The sequence below is a fragment of the Balneola sp. genome (genome assembly GCA_003712055.1).
GTDB lineage: Bacteria > Bacteroidota > Rhodothermia > Balneolales > Balneolaceae > RHLJ01.
In genome coordinates, this window is record RHLJ01000006.1 from 94,272 (window position 1) to 114,506 (window position 20,235).

18 protein-coding genes are annotated in these 20,235 nt (G+C 39.8%); 11 read left to right on the forward strand and 7 right to left on the reverse strand.

All coding sequences use genetic code 11. From position 1 onward, the window contains the following. Positions 1 to 134: 134 nt before the first annotated feature. Together ED557_13850 and ED557_13855 are read left to right on the forward strand one after the other, a co-directional pair. Positions 135 to 1,439: a DUF21 domain-containing protein gene (locus ED557_13850; protein ID RNC79748.1), complete on the forward strand. Its 1,305-nt coding sequence runs from the start codon at positions 135 to 137 to the stop codon at positions 1,437 to 1,439. After that, complete coding sequence (locus ED557_13855) at positions 1,436 to 2,455, forward strand: UDP-N-acetylmuramate dehydrogenase (protein ID RNC79604.1); 1,020 nt, start codon at positions 1,436 to 1,438, stop codon at positions 2,453 to 2,455. The genes ED557_13850 and ED557_13855 overlap by 4 nt, the downstream gene beginning before the upstream one ends. A 16-nt stretch (positions 2,456 to 2,471) precedes the next feature. Here the strand turns inward: ED557_13855 and ED557_13860 are convergent, their stop codons facing one another. Both ED557_13860 and ED557_13865 read right to left on the reverse strand, forming a co-directional pair. Further along, positions 2,472 to 2,903, reverse strand: a complete 432-nt coding sequence (locus ED557_13860) for a hypothetical protein (GenBank protein RNC79605.1) — start codon at positions 2,901 to 2,903, stop codon at positions 2,472 to 2,474. Positions 2,904 to 2,913: 10 nt separating this feature from the next. Beyond that, positions 2,914 to 4,419: a CRTAC1 family protein gene (locus ED557_13865; protein RNC79606.1), complete on the reverse strand. Its 1,506-nt coding sequence runs from the start codon at positions 4,417 to 4,419 to the stop codon at positions 2,914 to 2,916. Between the two features lie 114 nt (positions 4,420 to 4,533). Here ED557_13865 and ED557_13870 point away from each other — a divergent pair, with 114 nt between their 5' ends. Both ED557_13870 and ED557_13875 read left to right on the forward strand, forming a co-directional pair. Next, entirely contained in the window at positions 4,534 to 6,645 is a 2,112-nt protein-coding gene (locus tag ED557_13870; GenBank protein ID RNC79607.1) for a hypothetical protein, read from the forward strand. A gap of 155 nt (positions 6,646 to 6,800) precedes the next feature. Next, positions 6,801 to 8,309 (forward strand): peptidase M48, encoded by a 1,509-nt coding sequence (locus tag ED557_13875; protein ID RNC79608.1) that lies wholly within the window; start codon positions 6,801 to 6,803, stop codon positions 8,307 to 8,309. Positions 8,310 to 8,397: 88 nt separating this feature from the next. Here ED557_13875 and ED557_13880 read toward each other — a convergent pair whose 3' ends face one another. Next, on the reverse strand, positions 8,398 to 9,048 hold the full coding sequence (locus ED557_13880; GenBank protein RNC79609.1) for a hypothetical protein: 651 nt from the start codon (positions 9,046 to 9,048) through the stop codon (positions 8,398 to 8,400). A gap of 152 nt (positions 9,049 to 9,200) precedes the next feature. Next, positions 9,201 to 10,499, reverse strand: a complete 1,299-nt coding sequence (locus ED557_13885; GenBank protein ID RNC79610.1) for an ammonium transporter — start codon at positions 10,497 to 10,499, stop codon at positions 9,201 to 9,203. 307 nt (positions 10,500 to 10,806) lie between these two features. On the opposite strand from ED557_13885, the gene purB reads away from it, so the two are divergent. From purB to ED557_13900, 3 genes are all read left to right on the forward strand, one after another. After that, positions 10,807 to 12,102, forward strand: a complete 1,296-nt coding sequence (gene purB / locus ED557_13890; GenBank protein ID RNC79611.1) for an adenylosuccinate lyase — start codon at positions 10,807 to 10,809, stop codon at positions 12,100 to 12,102. Positions 12,103 to 12,360: 258 nt separating this feature from the next. After that, positions 12,361 to 12,744 (forward strand): alkyl hydroperoxide reductase, encoded by a 384-nt coding sequence (locus ED557_13895; protein ID RNC79612.1) that lies wholly within the window; start codon positions 12,361 to 12,363, stop codon positions 12,742 to 12,744. Next, the gene (locus ED557_13900; GenBank protein ID RNC79749.1) at positions 12,741 to 13,145 is read left to right on the forward strand and encodes a hypothetical protein; all 405 of its coding nucleotides are present in this window, start codon (positions 12,741 to 12,743) and stop codon (positions 13,143 to 13,145) included. The genes ED557_13895 and ED557_13900 overlap by 4 nt, the downstream gene beginning before the upstream one ends. A 7-nt stretch (positions 13,146 to 13,152) precedes the next feature. Here ED557_13900 and menE read toward each other — a convergent pair whose 3' ends face one another. The 3 genes from menE to ED557_13915 are packed head-to-tail and all read right to left on the reverse strand — an operon-like array spanning position 13,153 to position 16,599. Next, positions 13,153 to 14,637: an o-succinylbenzoate--CoA ligase gene (menE, locus tag ED557_13905; protein RNC79613.1), complete on the reverse strand. Its 1,485-nt coding sequence runs from the start codon at positions 14,635 to 14,637 to the stop codon at positions 13,153 to 13,155. Then, positions 14,638 to 15,711, reverse strand: coding sequence for an o-succinylbenzoate synthase (menC, locus tag ED557_13910; protein RNC79614.1), 1,074 nt, complete (start codon positions 15,709 to 15,711; stop codon positions 14,638 to 14,640). After that, positions 15,712 to 16,599 carry a 1,4-dihydroxy-2-naphthoate polyprenyltransferase gene (locus ED557_13915; protein ID RNC79615.1) on the reverse strand — a complete coding sequence of 296 codons (888 nt, stop codon included), beginning with the start codon at positions 16,597 to 16,599 and terminating at the stop codon, positions 15,712 to 15,714. It lies immediately after the preceding gene. 269 nt (positions 16,600 to 16,868) lie between these two features. On the opposite strand from ED557_13915, the gene ED557_13920 reads away from it, so the two are divergent. From ED557_13920 to ED557_13935, 4 genes are all read left to right on the forward strand, one after another. Beyond that, positions 16,869 to 17,882, forward strand: coding sequence for a glutamine synthetase (locus ED557_13920; GenBank protein ID RNC79616.1), 1,014 nt, complete (start codon positions 16,869 to 16,871; stop codon positions 17,880 to 17,882). A gap of 73 nt (positions 17,883 to 17,955) precedes the next feature. Continuing rightward, on the forward strand, positions 17,956 to 18,294 hold the full coding sequence (locus ED557_13925; GenBank protein RNC79617.1) for a tRNA-binding protein: 339 nt from the start codon (positions 17,956 to 17,958) through the stop codon (positions 18,292 to 18,294). A gap of 100 nt (positions 18,295 to 18,394) precedes the next feature. Then, positions 18,395 to 18,838: a DUF2141 domain-containing protein gene (locus ED557_13930; protein ID RNC79618.1), complete on the forward strand. Its 444-nt coding sequence runs from the start codon at positions 18,395 to 18,397 to the stop codon at positions 18,836 to 18,838. Positions 18,839 to 18,998: 160 nt separating this feature from the next. Beyond that, entirely contained in the window at positions 18,999 to 20,210 is a 1,212-nt protein-coding gene (locus ED557_13935) for an ABC transporter permease (GenBank protein RNC79619.1), read from the forward strand. The last annotated feature ends 25 nt before the right edge of the window (positions 20,211 to 20,235 follow it).

Below are 20,235 nucleotides of genomic sequence, written 5' to 3' on the forward strand. Positions count from 1 at the left end.
TTTGTAGCGAATTAATACGTCATTACATTCATAAAAATTATTCCACTCTATTGATAGATAATTTTTTTGATACTCTCTTTTTAGCATTTCAAAACACGGCATTTATAATTTCTACCGGCGAGATTGATGTGATTATGCTCAGTATCCAGGTAGTGATAATGATACTTGGGTTAATATTTTCTGCGGTGTTTTCGGGATCAGAGGTTGCCTTTTTCTCTCTTGCAAACCGACTCGAAGATTTGAAGCAGGATGAAAAGCCACACACGGCAGATGATCGGATTCTGCTAATGCTTGATAAACCCAGAAGGCTACTGGCTACTATCCTTATCGGAAATACATTTACCAACATTATGGCCTCGGTTATGGCTGCTGCAATAACCGGGAGTTTGTTATTACTTATTGGTCTATCTGAGGTACTGGTTTATGCGATTGAGGTAGTAGTGTTAACTTTTACTATCCTGATCCTAAGCGAAATCACTCCAAAAATTATCGCAATTAATAACCCACTTCGTGTTTCAAGAAGGGTTAGCGGTTTTATCTATTCACTGTTCATTTTACTAAAACCTATTGCAACCATTTTAGCGGAAAGTGCCATTAGCTTGGAACGTTATCTCCCTAAACCTACTTCAAAAATGACTTCTGAAGACATAAAAACAATGGCTGAGGTAAGTGAAAAAGAAGGCTCGATCAAAGAAGACGAAAGGGAGATTATTGAAAACGTAATAGAGTTTGGTACTACTACGGTCAGGGAGATAATGACTTCAAGGGTAAGCATTATCGGAGTTTCTGTAGAAGACTCCCTGACAGACGTTCTCAAGCTCATCAAAGAACATAGCTTGTCCCGAATGCCGCTTTACGAGAATGATCTGGATACTATCCATGGGGTAATTTATACAAAGGATGTGCTCCCATATTTAAATAAGGTTAAAGAAGAGCCAGCACTGAACTGGAAGACGATATCGAGGAAAGCACTATTTATCCCTATTACAAAGAAGCTAGACGACCTTCTGAGAGACTTTCAAAAGGAAAAAACACATATGGCGGTTGTGGTTGATGAATATGGTGGGACAGAAGGGTTGATAACTATGGATGATATCCTTGAAGAAATAGTTGGCGACATTGTAGATGATGAAGGCGAAGAATTAAGCCTTTACACCCGTTTCAAGAGCGGAATCTATATTTTCGATGCCCAAATAGATTTGGACGATATGGAAGACATCCTTGAATGTGAGCTCACTTCTGAGGATGATGAATATGAAACCCTGGGTGGCCTTATCTACCATTTAACTGAAAGTCTGCCTACCGTTGGAGTGAGAGTTAATTTTAAAAACCTTGAACTTACTGTTCACTCTGTCCAAAATAACAGGATCAAAAAAGTTCGGGTTAAAGTAGAAGGGCCTAAAGAAGTAATCACTGATAGCGGATCGGATAAATTATGATCTCAATTAAGGAGAAGGTTGAGTTAGCTCCATTCACAACGATGGGAGTCTCCGCTTTGGCCAGGTATTTTGTTGAATGTATTAACGAAGAAGACCTTTTACAGGCGTGTACCTTTGCTAAAAAGAATAACCTGGACGTCCTGGTTCTAGGAGAAGGCAGTAATATCCTGTTTGTAAAAGACTATGAGGGGCTCATTATCTTAAATCGAATAAAAGGATTTACTATCGTTCAAGAAGATAATGAGTCTGTTACCCTTAAAATTGGTGCGGGAGAAAACTGGCATAGTCTGGTAATCTGGAGTGTGGAAAAAGGCTACAGCGGAATTGAAAACCTTTCGTTAATTCCGGGAACAGTTGGGGCCGCACCTATTCAGAACATAGGAGCCTATGGAGTAGAACTGAAGGAAGTGTTTGTAGAGCTGGAAGCACTTCATTTGGAAACCATGGAGCATACTATCTGGACTAAGGAACAATGTAAATTTGGTTACAGAGATAGTATTTTTAAAAGAGAACTTAAAGGGAAGGTGATCATAAGCTCAGTCACCTTGAAGCTTTCTAAAATGGCAGTGCCAAGATTCGAGTATGCCAGCTTAAAGCAAAAACTAGAGGAAAAAGGAATACACAATCCAGGTATTAAAGATGTAAGTGATGCGGTTATCGAAGTCCGTCAAAGCAAGCTTCCCGATCCGAATGAAATTGGTAATACTGGAAGTTTCTTTAAGAATCCCGTGATCTCCGTTTTTCACTTTGATGAGCTTAAAAAAGAACATCCCAAACTTCCAGGGTATGCTGTTACAGAACATCTGGTAAAAGTGCCTGCAGGCTGGCTTATTGAACAGGCAGGCTGGAAAGGGAAGAGGAAAGGGGATGCAGGAGTACATGATAAACAGGCGTTGGTTCTGGTTAATCATGGTAATGCCACGGGAAAAGAAATGTGGAACCTCGCCCTCCAGGTTGTTCAGGTTGTTAAACAAAAATTTGGGATTGAACTTAATCCTGAAGTGAACATCATCTAGTTCAAAAGTATTAAAACTAATAACCATTTCGGATGTGGCTACTCATCGAGTCTTTAGCCACATCATAATTGATAGTAATTATACTCTTATAGTTTTTCTCCGATAAGTACTTAAGCTGAACCGTTTTAATATTCGATAGTGAATCTCTCTGTTTTACATCAGGATTGACCAATATTGTGAAGCAGTCCGTTCTCTTCTTGTGAGGTTTAAACAGAAGGATTTTGCTGAACTCCTGAAATTCTTTATTCCCGAGAAAAGCCTGAACAGATTCATGCTCTGCAATTACTGTAGTCTCCTCGGTTCCATCATTAAACGTATGTGTTAATTCAAGTTTGATATCCGAATCAGTATCAGGGCAGTAATTTGTTGTTGTTTGCTGGGCGTGTGCGACATAATTACCAGCTACTGTTGCTACTAAAAAAAGGAGAGATGGGAGTACTTTTTTCATATCTGTTTAATTAGGATTCTTCTTTTATAAATAGAACTTCATTAATGCTAATGTTCTCCAGCTCGGATCTAGCACCTGACGGCCATTCAACAACTATTTTGTCAATAATTCTACCATTAGCTAACCCAAAATGCTGAACAAGTCCACTTTGGCTTCTCCAGTTCTGGCTTCCGGAAACTTCTCTAAGTTGAGTTGTGGTTTGGCCATTTATATCAGAGGTGAGGAGTATTCTGGCTCCAATTGCTGATCGGTTAGATTCGGTACCTTCAAGTCTTATTTTTATCCAGTTTCCTTTTTGGATTTGGTTGATGTATAAATGATTCTCTTCTGGCTCTCCTGGGTAATTCGGCCAATTCCCAATATAAACATCCTGGTCTCCATCATTATCATAATCTCCGGCTGCTATTGAAGATGAGTAGATTATATTCTCACCTAGTTCTCCAGGAAAAGTTCGCCGAAATTTCAATCCACCAAGATTTTCGTAGTACTCAAGTGCACCTCCCCAGGTTGAAGCAATTACATCCAAATCTCCATCATTATCAAAATCACTGGATAAGGCACTACTTGTATATCCACTTTGTGTGACAATTGGGTCATGTTCAAGAGGTGAAAAATTTGCCGAGCCATCATTCACTAATAAGATATTATTACCTCCAAAAGGCTTAGCTATATAAATATCTATATCTCCGTCACTGTCAAAGTCGCCTGAGCTGGCTCCCTGGCTGGTAAAGAGATTCATCTCTCTTGTGAGAGAAAAGTCTTCTACTTTGGTGAATTCCCAATTTCCTTTATTCAAATACAATGCATCATTTCCGCCTCTGTTTGGGACAAATAGATCAGGATCTCCATCATTATCGAAATCATTCCAAATGCCTCCGGTAGTAGCAAGAGAGTCGGTAGCAATTGGTGAGGCTAATATTCGTGTAAATGTTCCATCTCCGTTATTCTTAAATAAGAAATCGGGTTCTCTGGCACTTAAACCTCCATTTCCAACATATAAGTCGATCCATCCATCTAGATCTATATCTACCCATGCTGCTCCAAATGAAGACCCTCCATCCATGGTAGCACTACTATCTTCGGAGATAAACAACTGGCCATTACCCATATTTTTAAACAAAAAATTGTTTTGCCCTCTCTGATTAGAAATGAATACATCAGGATCTCCATCATTATCATAATCGCCCCAGGTGCTGCCTGATGAGAAACCTTCTTTAGTTGCAAAGGGACTATCTACTATCTCTTCAAATGTTCCATCACCACTATTACGGTACAGCCGGTTAGTTTGCGGGATTGCACCGTTAGGGTTAGTTACATCATATCCATTCGTTATTGCCAAATCCAGGTCTCCGTCATTATCAATATCAATCCAGCTAGCCCCACCAGTACTCGCACGATCTGTTACTATCGGGACATTCTGCAACCTGGTAAAAGTATGAGGCGTAACATGCTCCTGCGTTGAACAAGAACTAATGATTAGAAGAAGCATAATTAAGTATTTGTCGGTGGATTGCATTTTTGTGAATTTTATTCATTGTTTAACGAATGTATTATCAGAGTGCTTTTTTAACCTGATGTTTATCAAAGGGAAATCTGATTTTTAAAGAAAAACTTGTATTAAGACACTTTTTTGAAGGAAGAGACAACTCATACTCAAGCTTTTTATATAGGAGACTTTACTGTTCTACCTATGCAAAATGAGGTCATAATAAATGGGCATTCAGTACAGGTAGAGAATAAAGTGATGCAGGTTTTGGTTTATCTTGCTCAGAATTCGGACCGGGTAGTTACAAGAGAGGAGTTGCTTCAGGAAATCTGGAAGCAAGAGTATGTATCAGAAGAAGTCCTAACAAGATGTATCTCGGTGTTGAGGCGCACCTTTAAAGATGACATAAAAGAGCCCAGAGTGATTAGGACAATTCGAAAGAAAGGATATCGATTAGTAGCAGAAGTTACTTTTGGTGATAAACGAGAAAAAGCTCAGGAAGTCGTTGAAAAGAAAAAGAACAGTTTGGTGTTCATCCTGGTTATTTCGGTTTTGATACTTTTATTTATTGGGAACACGATCTATAGCCAAAGAGATAATAATGATTTTGTAGTATGGCAGGATTTTCCAACAGCGACCTCAAAGAAAAATGAGATTTTTCCAGCTATTTCACCTGATGGTAGCCGTATAGCTTATGCTATGTATTCAGATTCAGATACCAACCGGGACATAACGGTTGCTATTTCAGGAGTGGAGGGAGAAAGTATTCGGATAACAAACCATCCTGGGAATGAATCCGCACCCGTATGGTCTCCAGATGGACGTTACATCGCATACTTTAGACAGGAGGGTGAAAAAAGTGGGATTTATAAAATACCTGCACAAGGGGGGATGGAAGAAAAAATTGGGGTGCCTTACAATTTAATAGCCCAACATATGTCCTGGTCACCAGATGGAAAACAAATAGCCTATGTTGATAGAGAATCAAAGAGGGATTCGTACAGTATTTATTTAATGAATGTTGAAAATGGTACGAAAGTCAAACTAACTACTCCTACTAATCAGCATTGGGGAGATTACGCTCCTTCGTTTAGCCCTGATGGAAGCAAGCTTTCCTTTATTCGAGGTATAAGTGCTGGTACCCACGATATTTTTATTCATGATTTGAAAACCGGAGATGAGCGTAGATTGACTCATGATACTCAGCGCACTCTTGGTCAGGTTTGGGCTGAGGATGATAGAATTATTTACTCAGCTTCAAGAGGTAGTTCGGCAGAGTTGTGGAGCGTCTCAAAAAAAGGTGGTAAACCAACGTGGTTAAATATAGCCGGAAGATTTCCGAGTGTAGATAAAAGTGGTGAGTTATTAGTTACCGAAGTCTGGGATCATGACTATGATATTATCAGTGTTGATGTATCCAATAGAAGTGAAGCAGTTTTTAATAGAGAGGTAGTAAGTGGACTTAATTCAACACTGGAGGATTTTTCTCCACAAATAAGTAAGGATGGTACCAAGTTGGTTTTCGTCTCAAACCGATCGGGCAATTTCGAACTCTATATTTATGATAAAACTAACCGTCAAACCAAAAGAGTTACTGATATCAATTCGAAGTATGTGAGTTCACCTCATTGGTCATCAGATGATTCCCAACTCTTATTCAATGTATTCACCCTTAAAGGGAATGCAGATATATATCATCTGGATATTGAGAAGCAGCAACTAAAACAAGTTACCAGTTCCATTTCTAACGAGATTACGCCTCAATGGGCTCCAGGAGATAAAGGTTTTTATTTTAGCTCAAATCAAACAGAGAAATGGGAAGTATGGTATCATAACCTTGAAGATGATTCGCAAAAGCAAATTACCCAAAATGGGGGCTATTCCGTTAAGGCTCCATCCAATGAGAATATCTATTTCACAAAATTCGATTCAACGGGTATATGGGAGAAATCGCTGATAAACGGAGTAGAAGAACGAATTATAGAAGATCTTCACCTTTTTGATTGGGGAAATTTTGTAGTGTCAGAAAAAGGGATTTATTACATAAGTCGACTTTCAGCATCAGCCAATCCCGCATTGAAGTTTTACGATTTTGAATCGCTAGAAACTGAATTAGTATTGAATTTGAACAACATCCCTAATGTGGCGGGAATGAGTTTGTCAGGAGAAGAAAGAAGAATTCTAATAACACAAAGAGTAAGCAATAACAGCGATGTAATTCTTTATAGAAATCTAAGTACAGACCGCAGATTATAGTTACTCAAGCAGCCATCGCGAAAGTTGAAAAATGAAAGACGAATACTCGAATAATAATTCTTGTAGAGTTCTATAACTGAAACTTTATACTCTTAAAGTTTTTAAATTCCTACCATTGTTAGCAAAGTAGCTATTCCATTAAAATTGATATTAGTATGATCAAACAAGAATATTCTAAAATCAGAGTGATAAACACTTTGACCCTTGTTCTAATCCTTTTTTTAAGTGGTTGCGTTTCCTATCAAACCAGCCTTCTCTCCGGAAATAAAAGAGTGTATGGGTATTCCTGGGAGAAAGAGAAAGAAATAGGGCAGGAAGCAGATGGTGAGATTATTGCTCAATATGGCTTATACGATGACCAGGAACTGGCAGATTATGTAACCAGGCTTGGGGAAGAGTTACTGGAGGTGAGTCACTTCAATAGAGAAGATACCCCGGCGGAATACAGGAATACCGAATTTACCTTTAGGGTGCTAAACAGTCCTGTGGTAAATGCATTTGCTTTGCCTGGGGGTTATGTATATGTAACCCGTGGTTTGCTCGGCCATCTGGACAATGAAGCACAATTAATGGTAGTACTTGGACACGAGATTGGGCATGTAGCCGCAAGACATGCCTCGCAAAGAGAAGCGAATCAGCAATTAGGGCAGGTATTTATTCTAGGTGGAGCGGTGCTCGGACAGTCTTTAGGTCTTGATGGTGGAAATATTCTTCAATTGAGTAGCCAAACAGCTGAGCTGTTATATATGAGTTATAGTCGAGAAAACGAAAGAGAATCAGATGCACTAGGTGTTGAATATTCGGCTATGGAAGGGTATGTGGCAGCCGAAGGTAGTGACTTCTTTACTTCCCTTAAAAGAATATCTGAGAAAACAGGGCACAGCATCCCTTCACACCTTTCTTCTCATCCTGATCCGGGTGAACGTGAGCAAAATATCCCAAGGATGGCTTCTGAATGGGCAGAGCAGGGATATGAAATGAATAAGATAAATCAGGATGAGTTTTTAGACAAGATTGACGGGCTTATGTATGGAGATAATCCTCGTGAAGGTTTTGAGAGTGACGGAGTATTTTATCATCCGGATTTGGCTTTTGAGTTCCCCGTCCCGGATGCCTTCACAGTTTATAACCAGCCTTCATCAGTCATTCTTATGAATGAAGCTCAGGATGCTATTATCCAATTTAACATTAACTCTGAGAATGATAGTCCCGAAGCTGCGGTTCAGGCATTTATAAATCAGGAGGGCGTGGCTATAGTTGATGAGGGAGCAGTTAATATAAATGGATATACTGGTTATGAAGCTGAAGCAAAAATTACTACCGATGATGGGACAGAGCTTACCATAGATATGTCAGCAGTTTCTTATTCTGGTAATATTTATCAATTTTTGAGCTACACAACGAGCGCTCAGTACAATGAATATCGTTCTCGATTCAACTCGGTTCCAATGGGCTTTAATGGGGTTAATGATCCGGATATTTTGAATGTAGAGCCGGTTCGGCTTGAAGTAATTGAGGCTTCGAAAACAGTTTCTTTTTCTTCGTTACTCCCGTCTAGTCTGCCCATGAATATTGATCCCCTTGATATGGCAATATTGAACCAGGTTGAATTAGATGAGATTATTCAGCAGGGTACCATGCTTAAGATTCCAGTTCAAAACTAGAACAAAAGAAATAAAAAAGAGAGAGCCTTGCGGGGCTCTCCCTGTGGTTTTCCAGTTAAAAGATAAACCTAACTAACGACCAAAAGTCTTAGAATGAGAATCCGACCAGAATGTAAAGTTGCTCTGAGTCGGGATTCAGGATAATTGCGCCACTAACTGGTACTGAAAATGAATCGGTAATAGCAATTTCTTTACTGGTTCCAATACCTATATTAACAAGGGCAAATTCTCCGTCAGTAGAGTGCCATCCGTCACCAGCACCAACAAATAGATCAGCCTGGTCTAATGAGTACCCGGCTTCAAAATAGAGATCATCACCTACTGAACCTTCACCTGCAAAAATATAGTTGGCAGCAAGTGAGAAGCCATCGATTTCATAACCAAGGTTTAATTCATAAGCATGAGTATCGGTATCAAGGTATTGAGATTCCGGATACCAGTAATCGGTTACTCCGAGGTATAACCCAAAATCGAAACCATATCCGGCATAAAGATCCATTTCCTGGAATCCGTCATATCCCTGCGAGCCCCAGGCGCCAATTGCAAAGTCGCCTGTTGAAAGCTCAATGGCAGGCTGCCATGAAGGACCTGAATAAGCTACGCCACGAAACACATAGGTTGAATAAAGATCTACCCCTGTGCTTACTTCAACTTCCTGAGCACTGACCGTGCTAATGTTTGCTAATACCAATAATATACCCAACATCAATAAAGATGTGATTTTAGATTGTGTTTTCATTTTTTATTCGATTGAGTGAGTGATTAAGAAGGGCTACACAAAATTTGCTAATACCCTGAGTGTAGTTTTCCTGTAGTCAGGAGGAGAGTGAGTTCCCCCTTGACTTTCAGGAAAGTGTGTGTTTGAGTAGTGTTTAGTAAGAACTAAACGTGCTAAGCGATGACCTTAGATTCGAATTCGGGATATGCTTCAGCATCATGTTCGTGAAGATCAAGTCCCATTTCTTCAAGTTCACCATTGACCCGAAGTGGTAAGAGTAGGTCGATTCCTTTAAAAAGAAGGTAGCTTACCGGGAAAGTCCATAGGAAAGCAGCCGCGATACCAATAAGCTGAACACCTACTACCCCCCAGCTAAATCCGGCAGAGTCGAATAACCCGGCTGCTAATGTTCCCCAGGCACCACATACCCCGTGTACTGAAACAGCACCAACAGCGTCGTCTACCTTTTTATCAAGTAAGATCATAGAGTAATGAACGATAACCCCTGCAATGGCTCCTGCTAGAATTGCAAAACCAGGTGTGAGATTAGCACAGCCCGCTGTGATACCAACCAACCCGGCAAGGACACCATTTAAGGTAATAGCACCATCAGGTTTACCAGCCGAAATCCAGCTTGTTACCATAGCAGCAGTTGCACCAGCTCCTGCGGCGAGGAATGTATTAAGGGCGATCAAGGCAACCGAAGTGTCTCCGGTTGTGGTAGAACCAGCGTTGAACCCAAACCAGCCTAGCCATAGGATGAACACCCCAAGAGCTGCTAGCGGCAAACTATGCCCTTTAATAACTTGAGGTTTACCATCAATGTATTTTCCAACGCGAGGTCCAACCACAATGGCTCCTGCAAGAGCAGCCCAGCCTCCAACAGAGTGTACTACTGTAGATCCAGCAAAATCGATGAATCCAAGGCCTTCGAGCCATCCGCTTCCATTGAATAAACTGCCCCATGCCCATGAGCCAAAAACGGGATAGATAAACGCCGTAATCAGAATGGAAAAGATGAGATAAGCATTAAATGAAGTACGTTCAGCAACGGCTCCTGAAACAATAGTAGCAGCGGTTGCAGCAAATACAGCCTGGAAGAAAAAGAAGGTGTAAGACCATTCTATAGAATAGTCACCTATTTCTGATAGCAAAAAGCCATCCGTTCCGATCCAGCCTCCCGCGGTGGTACCAAACATAATACCAAAGCCAACCAGGAAGAAAGCCAATCCGCCCGCAGAAACGTCCATTACGTTTTTCATGATAATGTTTACTGCGTTTTTGGCACGCGTGAATCCGGTTTCAACTAATGCAAAACCAGCCTGCATAAAAAATACCAGACAAGCTGCGATAATAGTCCAGATATAATTAAGATTGTCCTGCACAGTTTCAGCAGTTATGTCCTGAGCTTGTACCTGATCTACCGTTAACATAGCCAATATGCAAAGTGCAAATTTGTATCTAATTTTCATTGGTAAAGTGATTAATTAAGATGAGTGAGTTGAATTGTATACCCGGTTCTAACATAATTAGGCAAGGCTAAATATCAAATAAAAAAACTTAACGTAATCTTTATATTAGCTTTACCAATTACCGTGAGAAGCGCTTTTTCATTCAAAATACAAGGTGAAAAGCGCTTACGTTATTTTTTTAAATTTTTTTTGAAAGATTCGTTAATTGGTGTGTAGCAAGGGGTAAGGAAAAGGGATTTCTGAGAAAAGGTGTGCAACAAAACCGTATCTTTGCGCGCGAACACTCACCTAATAAAGATCACTTTTTATGATTTCAAGATATGCCCGAAAGGAAATGTCAGATATATGGACAGAAGAAAACCAGTTCAATGCATGGTTACAAGTAGAGCTGGCGGCATGTTGGGCATGGGCTAAGCTGGGAGTGATCCCAATGGAAGATGTAGATAAGTTATATGAGCAAGCATCTTTCGATCTGGCCCGAATTAAGGAAATTGAAGAGCAAACACGCCATGATGTGGTGGCTTTTACCAGGGCAGTGTCAGAAACTCTTGGAGATGAGAAGAAATGGATACACTATGGGCTTACTTCAACCGACGTAGTTGATACGGCATGGGGAGTGAGACTTAAACAGGCCAATGAATTACTGTTATCAGACCTGGAGAGAATAATAGCTGTGCTGAAAGAAAAGGCTTTAAAGCATAAGCATACAGTTATGATGGGCAGGACACATGGCATCCATGCCGAGCCTACTACTTTTGGATTAAAGTGTGCGCTCTGGTATGCTGAAATGTCCAGAAATCTGGAGCGGTTTAAAAAAGCAGCTTTTGATGTCGAGTTTGGTAAGCTTTCGGGATCAGTAGGAACATTTGCAAATATACCTCCCGAAGTAGAACAGCACACCTGCGAGAAGCTGGGGCTTACTCCTGCGCCAATTTCTACACAAACCTTGCAACGTGATCGTCACGCGCATTATTTGTCTACCATAGCATTAATTGGCTCTACCCTGGAAAAAATGGCTGTTGAAGTTCGGCACCTGCAACGAAGTGAGGTTCGAGAAGCAGAAGAAGCATTTAGAAAAGGGCAAAAAGGTTCTTCATCTATGCCTCATAAGCGAAACCCTATTAGCTCAGAAAATATATCAGGTTGTGCCAGGGTTCTAAGGGGCTATATGGTTACGGCTTTTGAAAATATTCCACTTTGGCATGAGCGTGATATTTCTCACTCATCGGCAGAACGAATTATACTTCCTGATGCGACTATTCTTTTAGACTATATGCTTCATCGTTTTGCAAATGTGATGGAAAACCTTGTGGTGTTTGAAGAGAATATGGAAGCCAACATCTGGAAAACACATGGTTTGGTATTCTCTCAAAGGGTCTTAAATAAACTTATCGAAAAGGGAGAGGTACGGGAGCAAGCCTACGATGCCGTTCAACCATTGGCAATGCAGGCCTGGGAGAATCAAATTGCTTTCAAACCGTTAGTTGAAGCAGATGCTTTTATTACCAGTAAGCTATCACAGGAAGAAATAGATGATGCCTTTGACTTAAATCATCATACCAGAAATGTGGATACTATTTTTGAGAGGGTGGGCTTGAGATAATCGTTTTATTTTTAAAAAATAAAACGATTATCTCTGGATGATTGAGCACTATATGTGATTCTAATGATTCATCTTCTGTCGTAAAAAGGTAATGGTATTAATATAGAATTCGGTTTTGAAAACGTGACATTGAAACCTGAACTCCTTTTTAACCTCCTAGGGTCTCTTGAGATTTGACTGATGCCGAACTAATTCAACAAAAATTAGATTCACTAAAATTAAAGTAATCTCTTTGTATCAGCAATGACCTTCAAAAAAATGTCACTTACCCTTAGAGCCGCTGCAATCTACAATCTTATTTGGGGGGGGTGGGTAGTTTTGTTTCCAAATCACTTTTTCGAATTAGTGGGAATGGAATTGCCAACACATCCTATGATTTGGCAAGGAATGGGCATGGTTATTGGGGTTTATGGTTTGGGATATTGGTGGGCTTCAAAAGATCCTTTAACTCATTGGCCAATTGTAGCGGTTGGTTTTTTAGGTAAAATATTTGGCCCGGTTGGGTTTTTTGTAAACTACTTAAATGGAAATATCCCTTTTGAATTTTTCTATACACTTATTACCAACGACTTTATATGGTGGCTTCCCTTTTTCCTCATTCTGAAAACCTCCCATAAGCATAAAAAGATTCAATGGATTTGAAGCGAGTAAACGTATTCCTGTTAACTTTTTTCTACGTTTTTGCAGGACTTAATCATTTCATTAATCCTGATTTCTACCTGTCACTTATACCAGAGTATCTTCCTTTTCCTGATGCCATAAACATAATAAGTGGAATTGCAGAAGTCGTTTTAGGAATCGGTGTGTTACTCAATAAAACTCGAAAAATAGCCAGCTATCTGTTAGTGCTAATGCTGATCAGTTTTATTCCTGCACATATTTATTTTCTCGAAATAGGGAGTTGTGTAGAAACAGGACTTTGTGTACCTGAATGGGTTAGCTGGGTAAGGCTTTTAATTATTCACCCTGTATTAATTGTATGGGCACTTTCCGTGAGGAATATGAATGTTATTTCTGAAAGGGTAGGGCTTAAAGAAGAGTAAGCTATCCCTAAGAAAAAGAAGCGATAAGTTCTGACTTCCTAATTTTTCCAGTTTGAGTTTTGGGGAGTTCGTCGATGATGAACAGCTCTCTCGGTAATTTGAAATTGATGAGCTCTCCCTTAAGTAAATCTCTCATTTCTTCGAGGCTTGGATTTTTTCCATTCGACAGAGTTACAACAGCTGTTATTTTTTGACCCCATTCTTCATCCGGTAGTCCAACAACTGCCGCTTCTTTGATAAATGGAAGCTTTTGAATCGCCTGTTCCACTTCAACGGGATTCACATTTTCCCCTCCGGTGATTATTAGATCTGTACGCCTTGATTCAATAAATACCTGGTCAAAGGTATTCTTGTGTCCATAGTCGCCGGTATTAAACCATCCGTCTTTATCGAAACGGTCCTTATTGTCTTTTTTATAGTAATAACCGTCAAATACTTGAGGGCCTTTTAGCCAAATTGTACCCGATTGATTTCGTTTAAGTACCTTCCCACGATCATCCCTGATTTGTAATTCATTGGGTGGAAAAGCCTTTCCTACACTTTTAATTGGGATATATACTCCGGAAGGTGCAGAAGTAGGGTTAGCAGCAATTTGAGCACAGGTTTCTGTCATCCCATAAGATGAAACCACAGGTATTCCTCGTTCTACCGCCTTTTGGAGCAAGCCTGAATTCACAGGGCCTCCTCCTAGTAAAATGGCTTTAAAACTTCTATGGGTTTTAAAGAGAGGATCGTCCAGTAACCGCTTGAGCATAGTAGGAACTAACGAAGCTGCCTGGAACCGGGTATTCTCTCCAAGGAATTCCTTAATCATTTCTTCATGGAATACATCCATTCGGTAGATTGCTGTTCCGTAAATAAGCGATCGTAATATGATTGAAATACCACCAATGTGATTAAGAGGGAGGCAGAGTAACCAGAAATGGTTAGGATCGGGTTTAAAATTCTTTGCGGACGATTTCGCCGCAGCAAGCATCTGCTTTCTTTTAAGTGGTACAATCTTTGGAGAACCTGAAGTACCGGAAGTGAAAAAGTAGCCAAACACTAATTGGTCTTTGATCTTAGTCTCATCAGGTAGTTTAAGATTTCTTATATCAAAGGTGAAAGCATTGAGGAAGAAATTCTCATCCATTTGAATGACATCATCGCCCATTAATCGATTTCTATTTTTCGAGTCAGAAAAGATGAGTGTGGGACTGAGTTCCTGTATCTGTTCTTTGAGCTTTTCAGTAGGTAGTTTTGGATTTAAGGGAATAAAGGGGATGCCAAGTTTCCAGCAAGCGGCTATCGAGAAGATGAGTAAATCAGAGGATTCGGAGAGAAAGGCGATAGGCCATTTAATGGAATCAGATTTTTTCTCTACTATATCTTTGAAGAAGGCAGTGAATCGGTCAAGATCACTATAAGTATACATTCCATGCTGAGAGGTCAAAAAGACCTGTTGCGGGTTTGTTTTCCTAAATTCAAAACTATGTAATCGAGACCTAAACAATTAGCACACTTCTTTTAATTGAACTAGATCAATTGGGTGGCCTAATCCGGGTTCACATTCATTGAGTAAATATCTTCCATTCTCAATATGCTCAGAACTTGAATATGATTCATAAAAAAATGAACCAGTTCCTAGTCCATGGGCAAAATTGGTTGAGCCGAGACCAGATGCCAAGACCGATGTGACCTTCCTCCCAATAACTCCGTCAAGGGTTGTTGTGAAGACAACTACCATGTTATGAGAATTGGCAAGTTGTTTTGTTACGTTTATTTCTTCGAAAGAACCAAATAAAGCTGGTTTTATAACAATCAGATCGCAGCTCTTATTCTCGAAAATCTTGATAATGTTGTCTTTGTTAGCCAGTGATTCATCAGCAGCAATTGGGATCTCCGTTCTGTCACTTACCCACTTTAAATCAGAGATGTTCTCAGCAGAAACGGGTTGCTCGCAATACTCAATATTTAAGGACGAAAGCTGATTAAGAAGCGTAACTGCTTCACCTTTCTCCCATGCCTGGTTGGCATCAATCCTTAATTTAATATCAGGATAATGATCCCTCAATGAATAGAGTACTTCTTTCTCTTTCTGAAAATCCTTTCCCACTTTTACTTTAATAGTTCTAAACCCTTCTTTGATCTTCAGTTCAGCTTGATTTAGAGCCTCTTCGGTAGTTTGCATACCAATGGTTGTATTGCATAAAACCTGGTTTGTTCCTTTCCCAAATAATAATTCCTGAAAAGGGATCTTCTGTTGTTTTGCTTTTAGATCATGAATTAATGTATCTATTCCAAATAATAGGGAGGGATAAGGATGAGAGTTCGATAATTCGTTTAGTAATTCATCATAATTTTCACTGTCAATGAAGTCATTAATTAAGTTTCTATTAGATAGCAGTACTGATTTCACTTCAATCAGATTGTCAATGGAAAAGCCAGGTAGCGGGGCTACTTCTCCATAGGCTCGTAATCCATCCTTTTCATAAGTGATGATAATTCCTTCCCGAGACGCGAAATTTCCCATTGAGGTTTTAAAAGGCTTTTTTAAAGGAGTGATATAAGAATAATAGCTCAGCATTTAAGTGAGAACAATGCCTATTGAGAATAAAATTCCGAAAAGCGCCATAAACTGCGCAGTTTGAGCCAGTACCTTATTCAGGTGAGGTTTATGTGTCTCTATCCAAACCTTTTTAGTATGCATAGCTGCTAGTGGCAGCAACAAGAAGGGAAGGAAAATCCATGCACTATAATCCAACTGAAAATAAAAGTGCGGGGGAATGGCAAAAGCAAGTAAGAGCATAAACAGGTACTCCCACTTTAAGGCAGTTTCTCCAAAAAGAACCCCAAGGGTACGTTTTCCTGCTTTTGCGTCTTGTTCTACATCTCTCAAATTGTTGATTACAAGAATATTCGTACATAGTGCCCCAACTGCTAACGAAGCCCAAAACGAAGCCTCGGACCATGCAAGTGCATTCACATAATACGTGCCCATTACCGCTACAATTCCAAAAAAGATGAAAACAAAAATATCGCCTAACCCATTATATCCAAGAGGGTAGGGGCCACCTGTATAGAGAATCCCAAACACAAGAGATAGGATTCCAATGATTAATACTGTCCATCCCCCAACCCAAACCAGATAAAGCCCAAAAAGAAAAGCTAAACTCATAGTTAAGATGGTTGCTCTAAGCATAGTTTTTGGCGAGATAAGTCCGGAGGCAGTAGCTCTTTCGAAACCAATTCGCTCTTCAGTATCAGCTCCTTTAACAAAATCGAAATAATCATTTGCGAAGTTGGTGCCAATTTGAATTAAGAACGCGCACAAAAATGCAACGAAAGTAGCACTTGCTGAAAGTACTTGATCTTGCAAGGATAAAACTGCTCCAACAAGCACGGGAGTAAAGGCTGCAGTTAGTGTTTTTGGGCGGGCAGCGTCTACCCAGATTTTAAAAGTTGATGAAGACAAAAGGCTCTTTTTTAGACATTTAGAATGTGGATAAATATAAAAAGGATAGAAGTTTTTATGTGAAGCTAGTTTTAGTGTTTTTGCAATTAATATAGACGTATACAAAAGGGCGACTCGTTTGAAATTAAAAAATAATTAAAGCAAAAGCGCTTTTCAGCCTATCTAATTAATATGTGGATAAATATTGGTTTAAATTAATTGAGTGTTTTAGTAAAAGTGCTTTATATTTACGGTCATTTTTTTGCACTAACCTACAAACAAATTCAAACATGGCATTCTCAAAACTTGAATACATATGGCTTGACGGGTATAAACCTACCCAAAGCCTAAGAAGTAAAACCAAAATTGTATCGGACTTTAGCGGAAAACTGGAGGATTGTCCGGAATGGTCATTTGATGGAAGTTCTACTGAACAAGCTGATGGTAGTAGTTCAGATTGTTTATTAAAACCAGTAGCAATTTTCCCTGACCCTGAAATTAAGAATGGCTATTTAGTCATGACGGAAGTATTAAATGCCGATGGTACTCCTCACGAATCAAACGGACGGGCAACTATCGAAGATGAAGACGATGATTTCTGGTTCGGTTTCGAGCAGGAATACTTCTTAATGGACCCTGAAACCCAACGCCCACTTGGTTTCCCACTTAATGGTTACCCTGAACCACAAGGCCCATATTACTGTGGCGTTGGTGGCCAAAATGCTTTTGGTCGCGCATTTAAGGATGAGCACCTGGATATTTGCCTTGATGCAGGATTAAATGTAGAAGGAACTAACGGTGAAGTTGCTGCAGGTCAGTGGGAATGGCAAATTTTCGCAAAAGGTGCGCAATCTGCTGGTGATCAAATTTGGGTAGCACGTTATCTCATGGAAAGACTTTCTGAGAAGTATGGTGTTTACATCGAATATCATCCCAAGCCACTTGGCGATACTGACTGGAATGGTTCAGGTATGCATGCAAACTTCTCAAACGAATATATCCGAACTGCTGGTTCTAAAGAAAAAATAGAAGCTGTTTGTGAAGCTTTCCGTGATGTAGTTGAGGAGCACATTGCCGTATACGGTGCACACAACGAGCAACGCTTAACCGGTAAGCACGAAACTCAATCTATTGATCAATTCTCTTATGGCGTTTCTGATCGTGGAGCTTCTATTCGAATTCCTATTTATACAGCTACCCATGGCTGGAGCGGATATCTGGAAGATAGACGCGTAGCTTCTAATGCAGATCCATACAAAGTAGCTGCTCGAATTATCAAAACAGTGAAAACTGTTACCGGATAAAACTTTCTTCTTATCGAAGTAGAACAAAACCTCACTTTCAAAAGAAGGTGGGGTTTTTTATTGTTCCTCAAAAATGAAAGAAATTACCTGGAGCGAATTTGAACAAGTAGAACTAAGGATTGGTACTATAATTGAAGCTCATGATTTTCCTGAAGCCAACAAACCAGCGTATAAACTCATTGTAGATTTTGGAGAAGAAATAGGTACACGTAAATCTTCCGCTCAAATAACAGATCATTATTCCCGGGAAGAGCTTATTGGAAAACAGGTGATAGCGGTAATCAATTTTCCAAAGAAACAAATCGGGCATTTCTTATCAGAATGTCTGGTTACCGGTTTTTATGATGAAGAAGGGAAAGTAATACTAGCCACTCCGGATAAATCAATAAAAAATGGAGTAAAACTAGGGTAGAGAGAATTATTCCGATATTTTCTTGGTTAAGAGCCTGTCGCTCAGAAACATAACTCACAAGAGTAAGTAGAAAGCGGTATTTGTAAACACTAGTCGAACAATGGTCAAACATATAGCAGTATTTTTAGTTTTGGTTGTCTCATTAAGTATGAGCGCTATTGCACAGGAACTCCCTGAATATTCAAACTCATCTGTTTTTAAGCTTCAAATTGAAGGGTTAAAAAAAGCGGAAGGAGAGATTCGAATTGCAATGTTCAATTCAAAAGATTCCTACACAAAAGATCCGATTCATGCTGTTGTAATTACAGTAGACAGTACGCTAGTAGAGTGGGAAGTTGACGGGCTACCTTTCGGAGAATATGCTATAGCAGTGTATCACGATAAGAATGAGAATGGGAAACTGGATACTAACTTTCTTGGAATCCCAAAAGAGAGTTATGGCTTCTCTAACAATGCGCGCGGCAGATTTGGACCTGCTTCGTGGGATGATGCACAATTCGTAGTTACCAAAGAAGAAGAGATTCATCTCATTAAGATTAAGTAGTAGTGCAACCTAGCTAGGTTGGTTGCGTAGCTCACTCCGCTTTATATAGGAGCTATTGGTTATTTGTTAATGGTTCACAAATAACCATTAACAAATAACGCTCCGGGCAAGTAGGTAACAATTGTGTAATAGCTTATTGTACTTCATCTAAATCTACGGTATGAGTTATTTTATAAAATCTGTTTTCATAGCCCTGCAAAATATTCGGGCTAACCCACTTCACACTTTCTTATCCACCCTGGGCATTATCATTGGAGTAGCTGCATTGGTTGGAATATTAGCCTTAGGTGATGGACTTGAACAAACGGGAAGGGAGCAGTTAGCTCAGACTACTTCCCTGAACATTCTTCAAGCCCGGACCAATCAAACAAAAACAGTTGATAATGTAAGAGTTCGCATTGAGGATGCTCCAAGATTGAAGGTAGAACAAGCCCGAAGGATTCAAAGCGAATATAGTAAACGTGCTATTGTTGAGTTTGTGGCAAATGAAGCTACAGAAATTAGCTATGGAGACTCAACCCATGGCATATACTTCCAGGGAAATATGGAGAATGGACTCTCTTTTATAAACGACTCCCTGGCTTCAGGTCGGTATATTACCGAAACGGATATTTTGAATGGGGAAAAAGTTCTGGTACTAGGAGGGTACATTGCTGAAAAATGGTTTGAAAGTCCTGAAGAGATTATAGGGAAGCAGGTTGGTATAAAAGGAGAACAATTCGTAGTTATTGGACTTTTAAAGGAACAGGGAGAAGGAACTCCAAGAGCTTATGTTCCAATTTCTACTTTTCTGGATATAGTTGATGATTACCCGGTACTTAGCTTAAAAGTAACCAGAGCTGAAGAGATTCCTATAGTTGAAGAAGAATTAAAAGTATGGCTGGATAGTGAATTTGAAGAAGGGCATGGAGCTTTTTCATTGATGTCGAACCGAGCTAGGGTAGAGCAATTTTCTCAGGGCATTCTCTTATTCAAACTGATTATGGGTGCAATTACCGGCATTTCTGTATTGGTAGGTGGAATTGGAGTTATGAATGTGCTCCTCATTTCCGTTACCGAAAGAACGAAAGAGATAGGAATCCGAAAGGCAACCGGAGCCAAAAAGAAAGATATCGTACTTCAGTTTATGGCAGAGTCGGTTACTGTATCCTTCGTTGGTTGTATAGCAGGCTGGGTAGTTGGTATTCTTGGGATCTTTATTTTTGTACCCATAGTGAATTCCATCGCTGATATGGGATTTCGCGCTGCTCTTGGGTTTAATACCGTTTTGATAATTCTGGCAGTAGCTATGGTTGTGGGAGTAGTGTTTGGCACTTACCCAGCCTGGAGGGCGTCACAGTTGGATCCAATCGATGCCATTCGGCATGAGTGATACTTCTCATGCTATTTGATTTAAC

Excerpts from the sequence above, each read along its gene's own strand:
- ED557_13850 (RNC79748.1), top strand. The coding sequence starts at position 135 with ATGCTCAGTATCCAGGTAGTGATAATGATACTTGGGTTAATATTTTCT.
- ED557_13855 (RNC79604.1), top strand. The coding sequence starts at position 1,436 with ATGATCTCAATTAAGGAGAAGGTTGAGTTAGCTCCATTCACAACGATG.
- ED557_13860 (RNC79605.1), bottom strand. The coding sequence starts at position 2,903 with ATGAAAAAAGTACTCCCATCTCTCCTTTTTTTAGTAGCAACAGTAGCT.
- ED557_13865 (RNC79606.1), bottom strand. The coding sequence starts at position 4,419 with ATGCAATCCACCGACAAATACTTAATTATGCTTCTTCTAATCATTAGT.
- ED557_13875 (RNC79608.1), top strand. The coding sequence starts at position 6,801 with ATGATCAAACAAGAATATTCTAAAATCAGAGTGATAAACACTTTGACC.
- ED557_13880 (RNC79609.1), bottom strand. The coding sequence starts at position 9,048 with ATGAAAACACAATCTAAAATCACATCTTTATTGATGTTGGGTATATTA.
- ED557_13885 (RNC79610.1), bottom strand. The coding sequence starts at position 10,499 with ATGAAAATTAGATACAAATTTGCACTTTGCATATTGGCTATGTTAACG.
- purB (RNC79611.1), top strand. The coding sequence starts at position 10,807 with ATGATTTCAAGATATGCCCGAAAGGAAATGTCAGATATATGGACAGAA.
- ED557_13895 (RNC79612.1), top strand. The coding sequence starts at position 12,361 with ATGTCACTTACCCTTAGAGCCGCTGCAATCTACAATCTTATTTGGGGG.
- menC (RNC79614.1), bottom strand. The coding sequence starts at position 15,711 with ATGCTGAGCTATTATTCTTATATCACTCCTTTAAAAAAGCCTTTTAAA.
- ED557_13920 (RNC79616.1), top strand. The coding sequence starts at position 16,869 with ATGGCATTCTCAAAACTTGAATACATATGGCTTGACGGGTATAAACCT.
- ED557_13925 (RNC79617.1), top strand. The coding sequence starts at position 17,956 with ATGAAAGAAATTACCTGGAGCGAATTTGAACAAGTAGAACTAAGGATT.
- ED557_13930 (RNC79618.1), top strand. The coding sequence starts at position 18,395 with ATGGTCAAACATATAGCAGTATTTTTAGTTTTGGTTGTCTCATTAAGT.
- ED557_13935 (RNC79619.1), top strand. The coding sequence starts at position 18,999 with ATGAGTTATTTTATAAAATCTGTTTTCATAGCCCTGCAAAATATTCGG.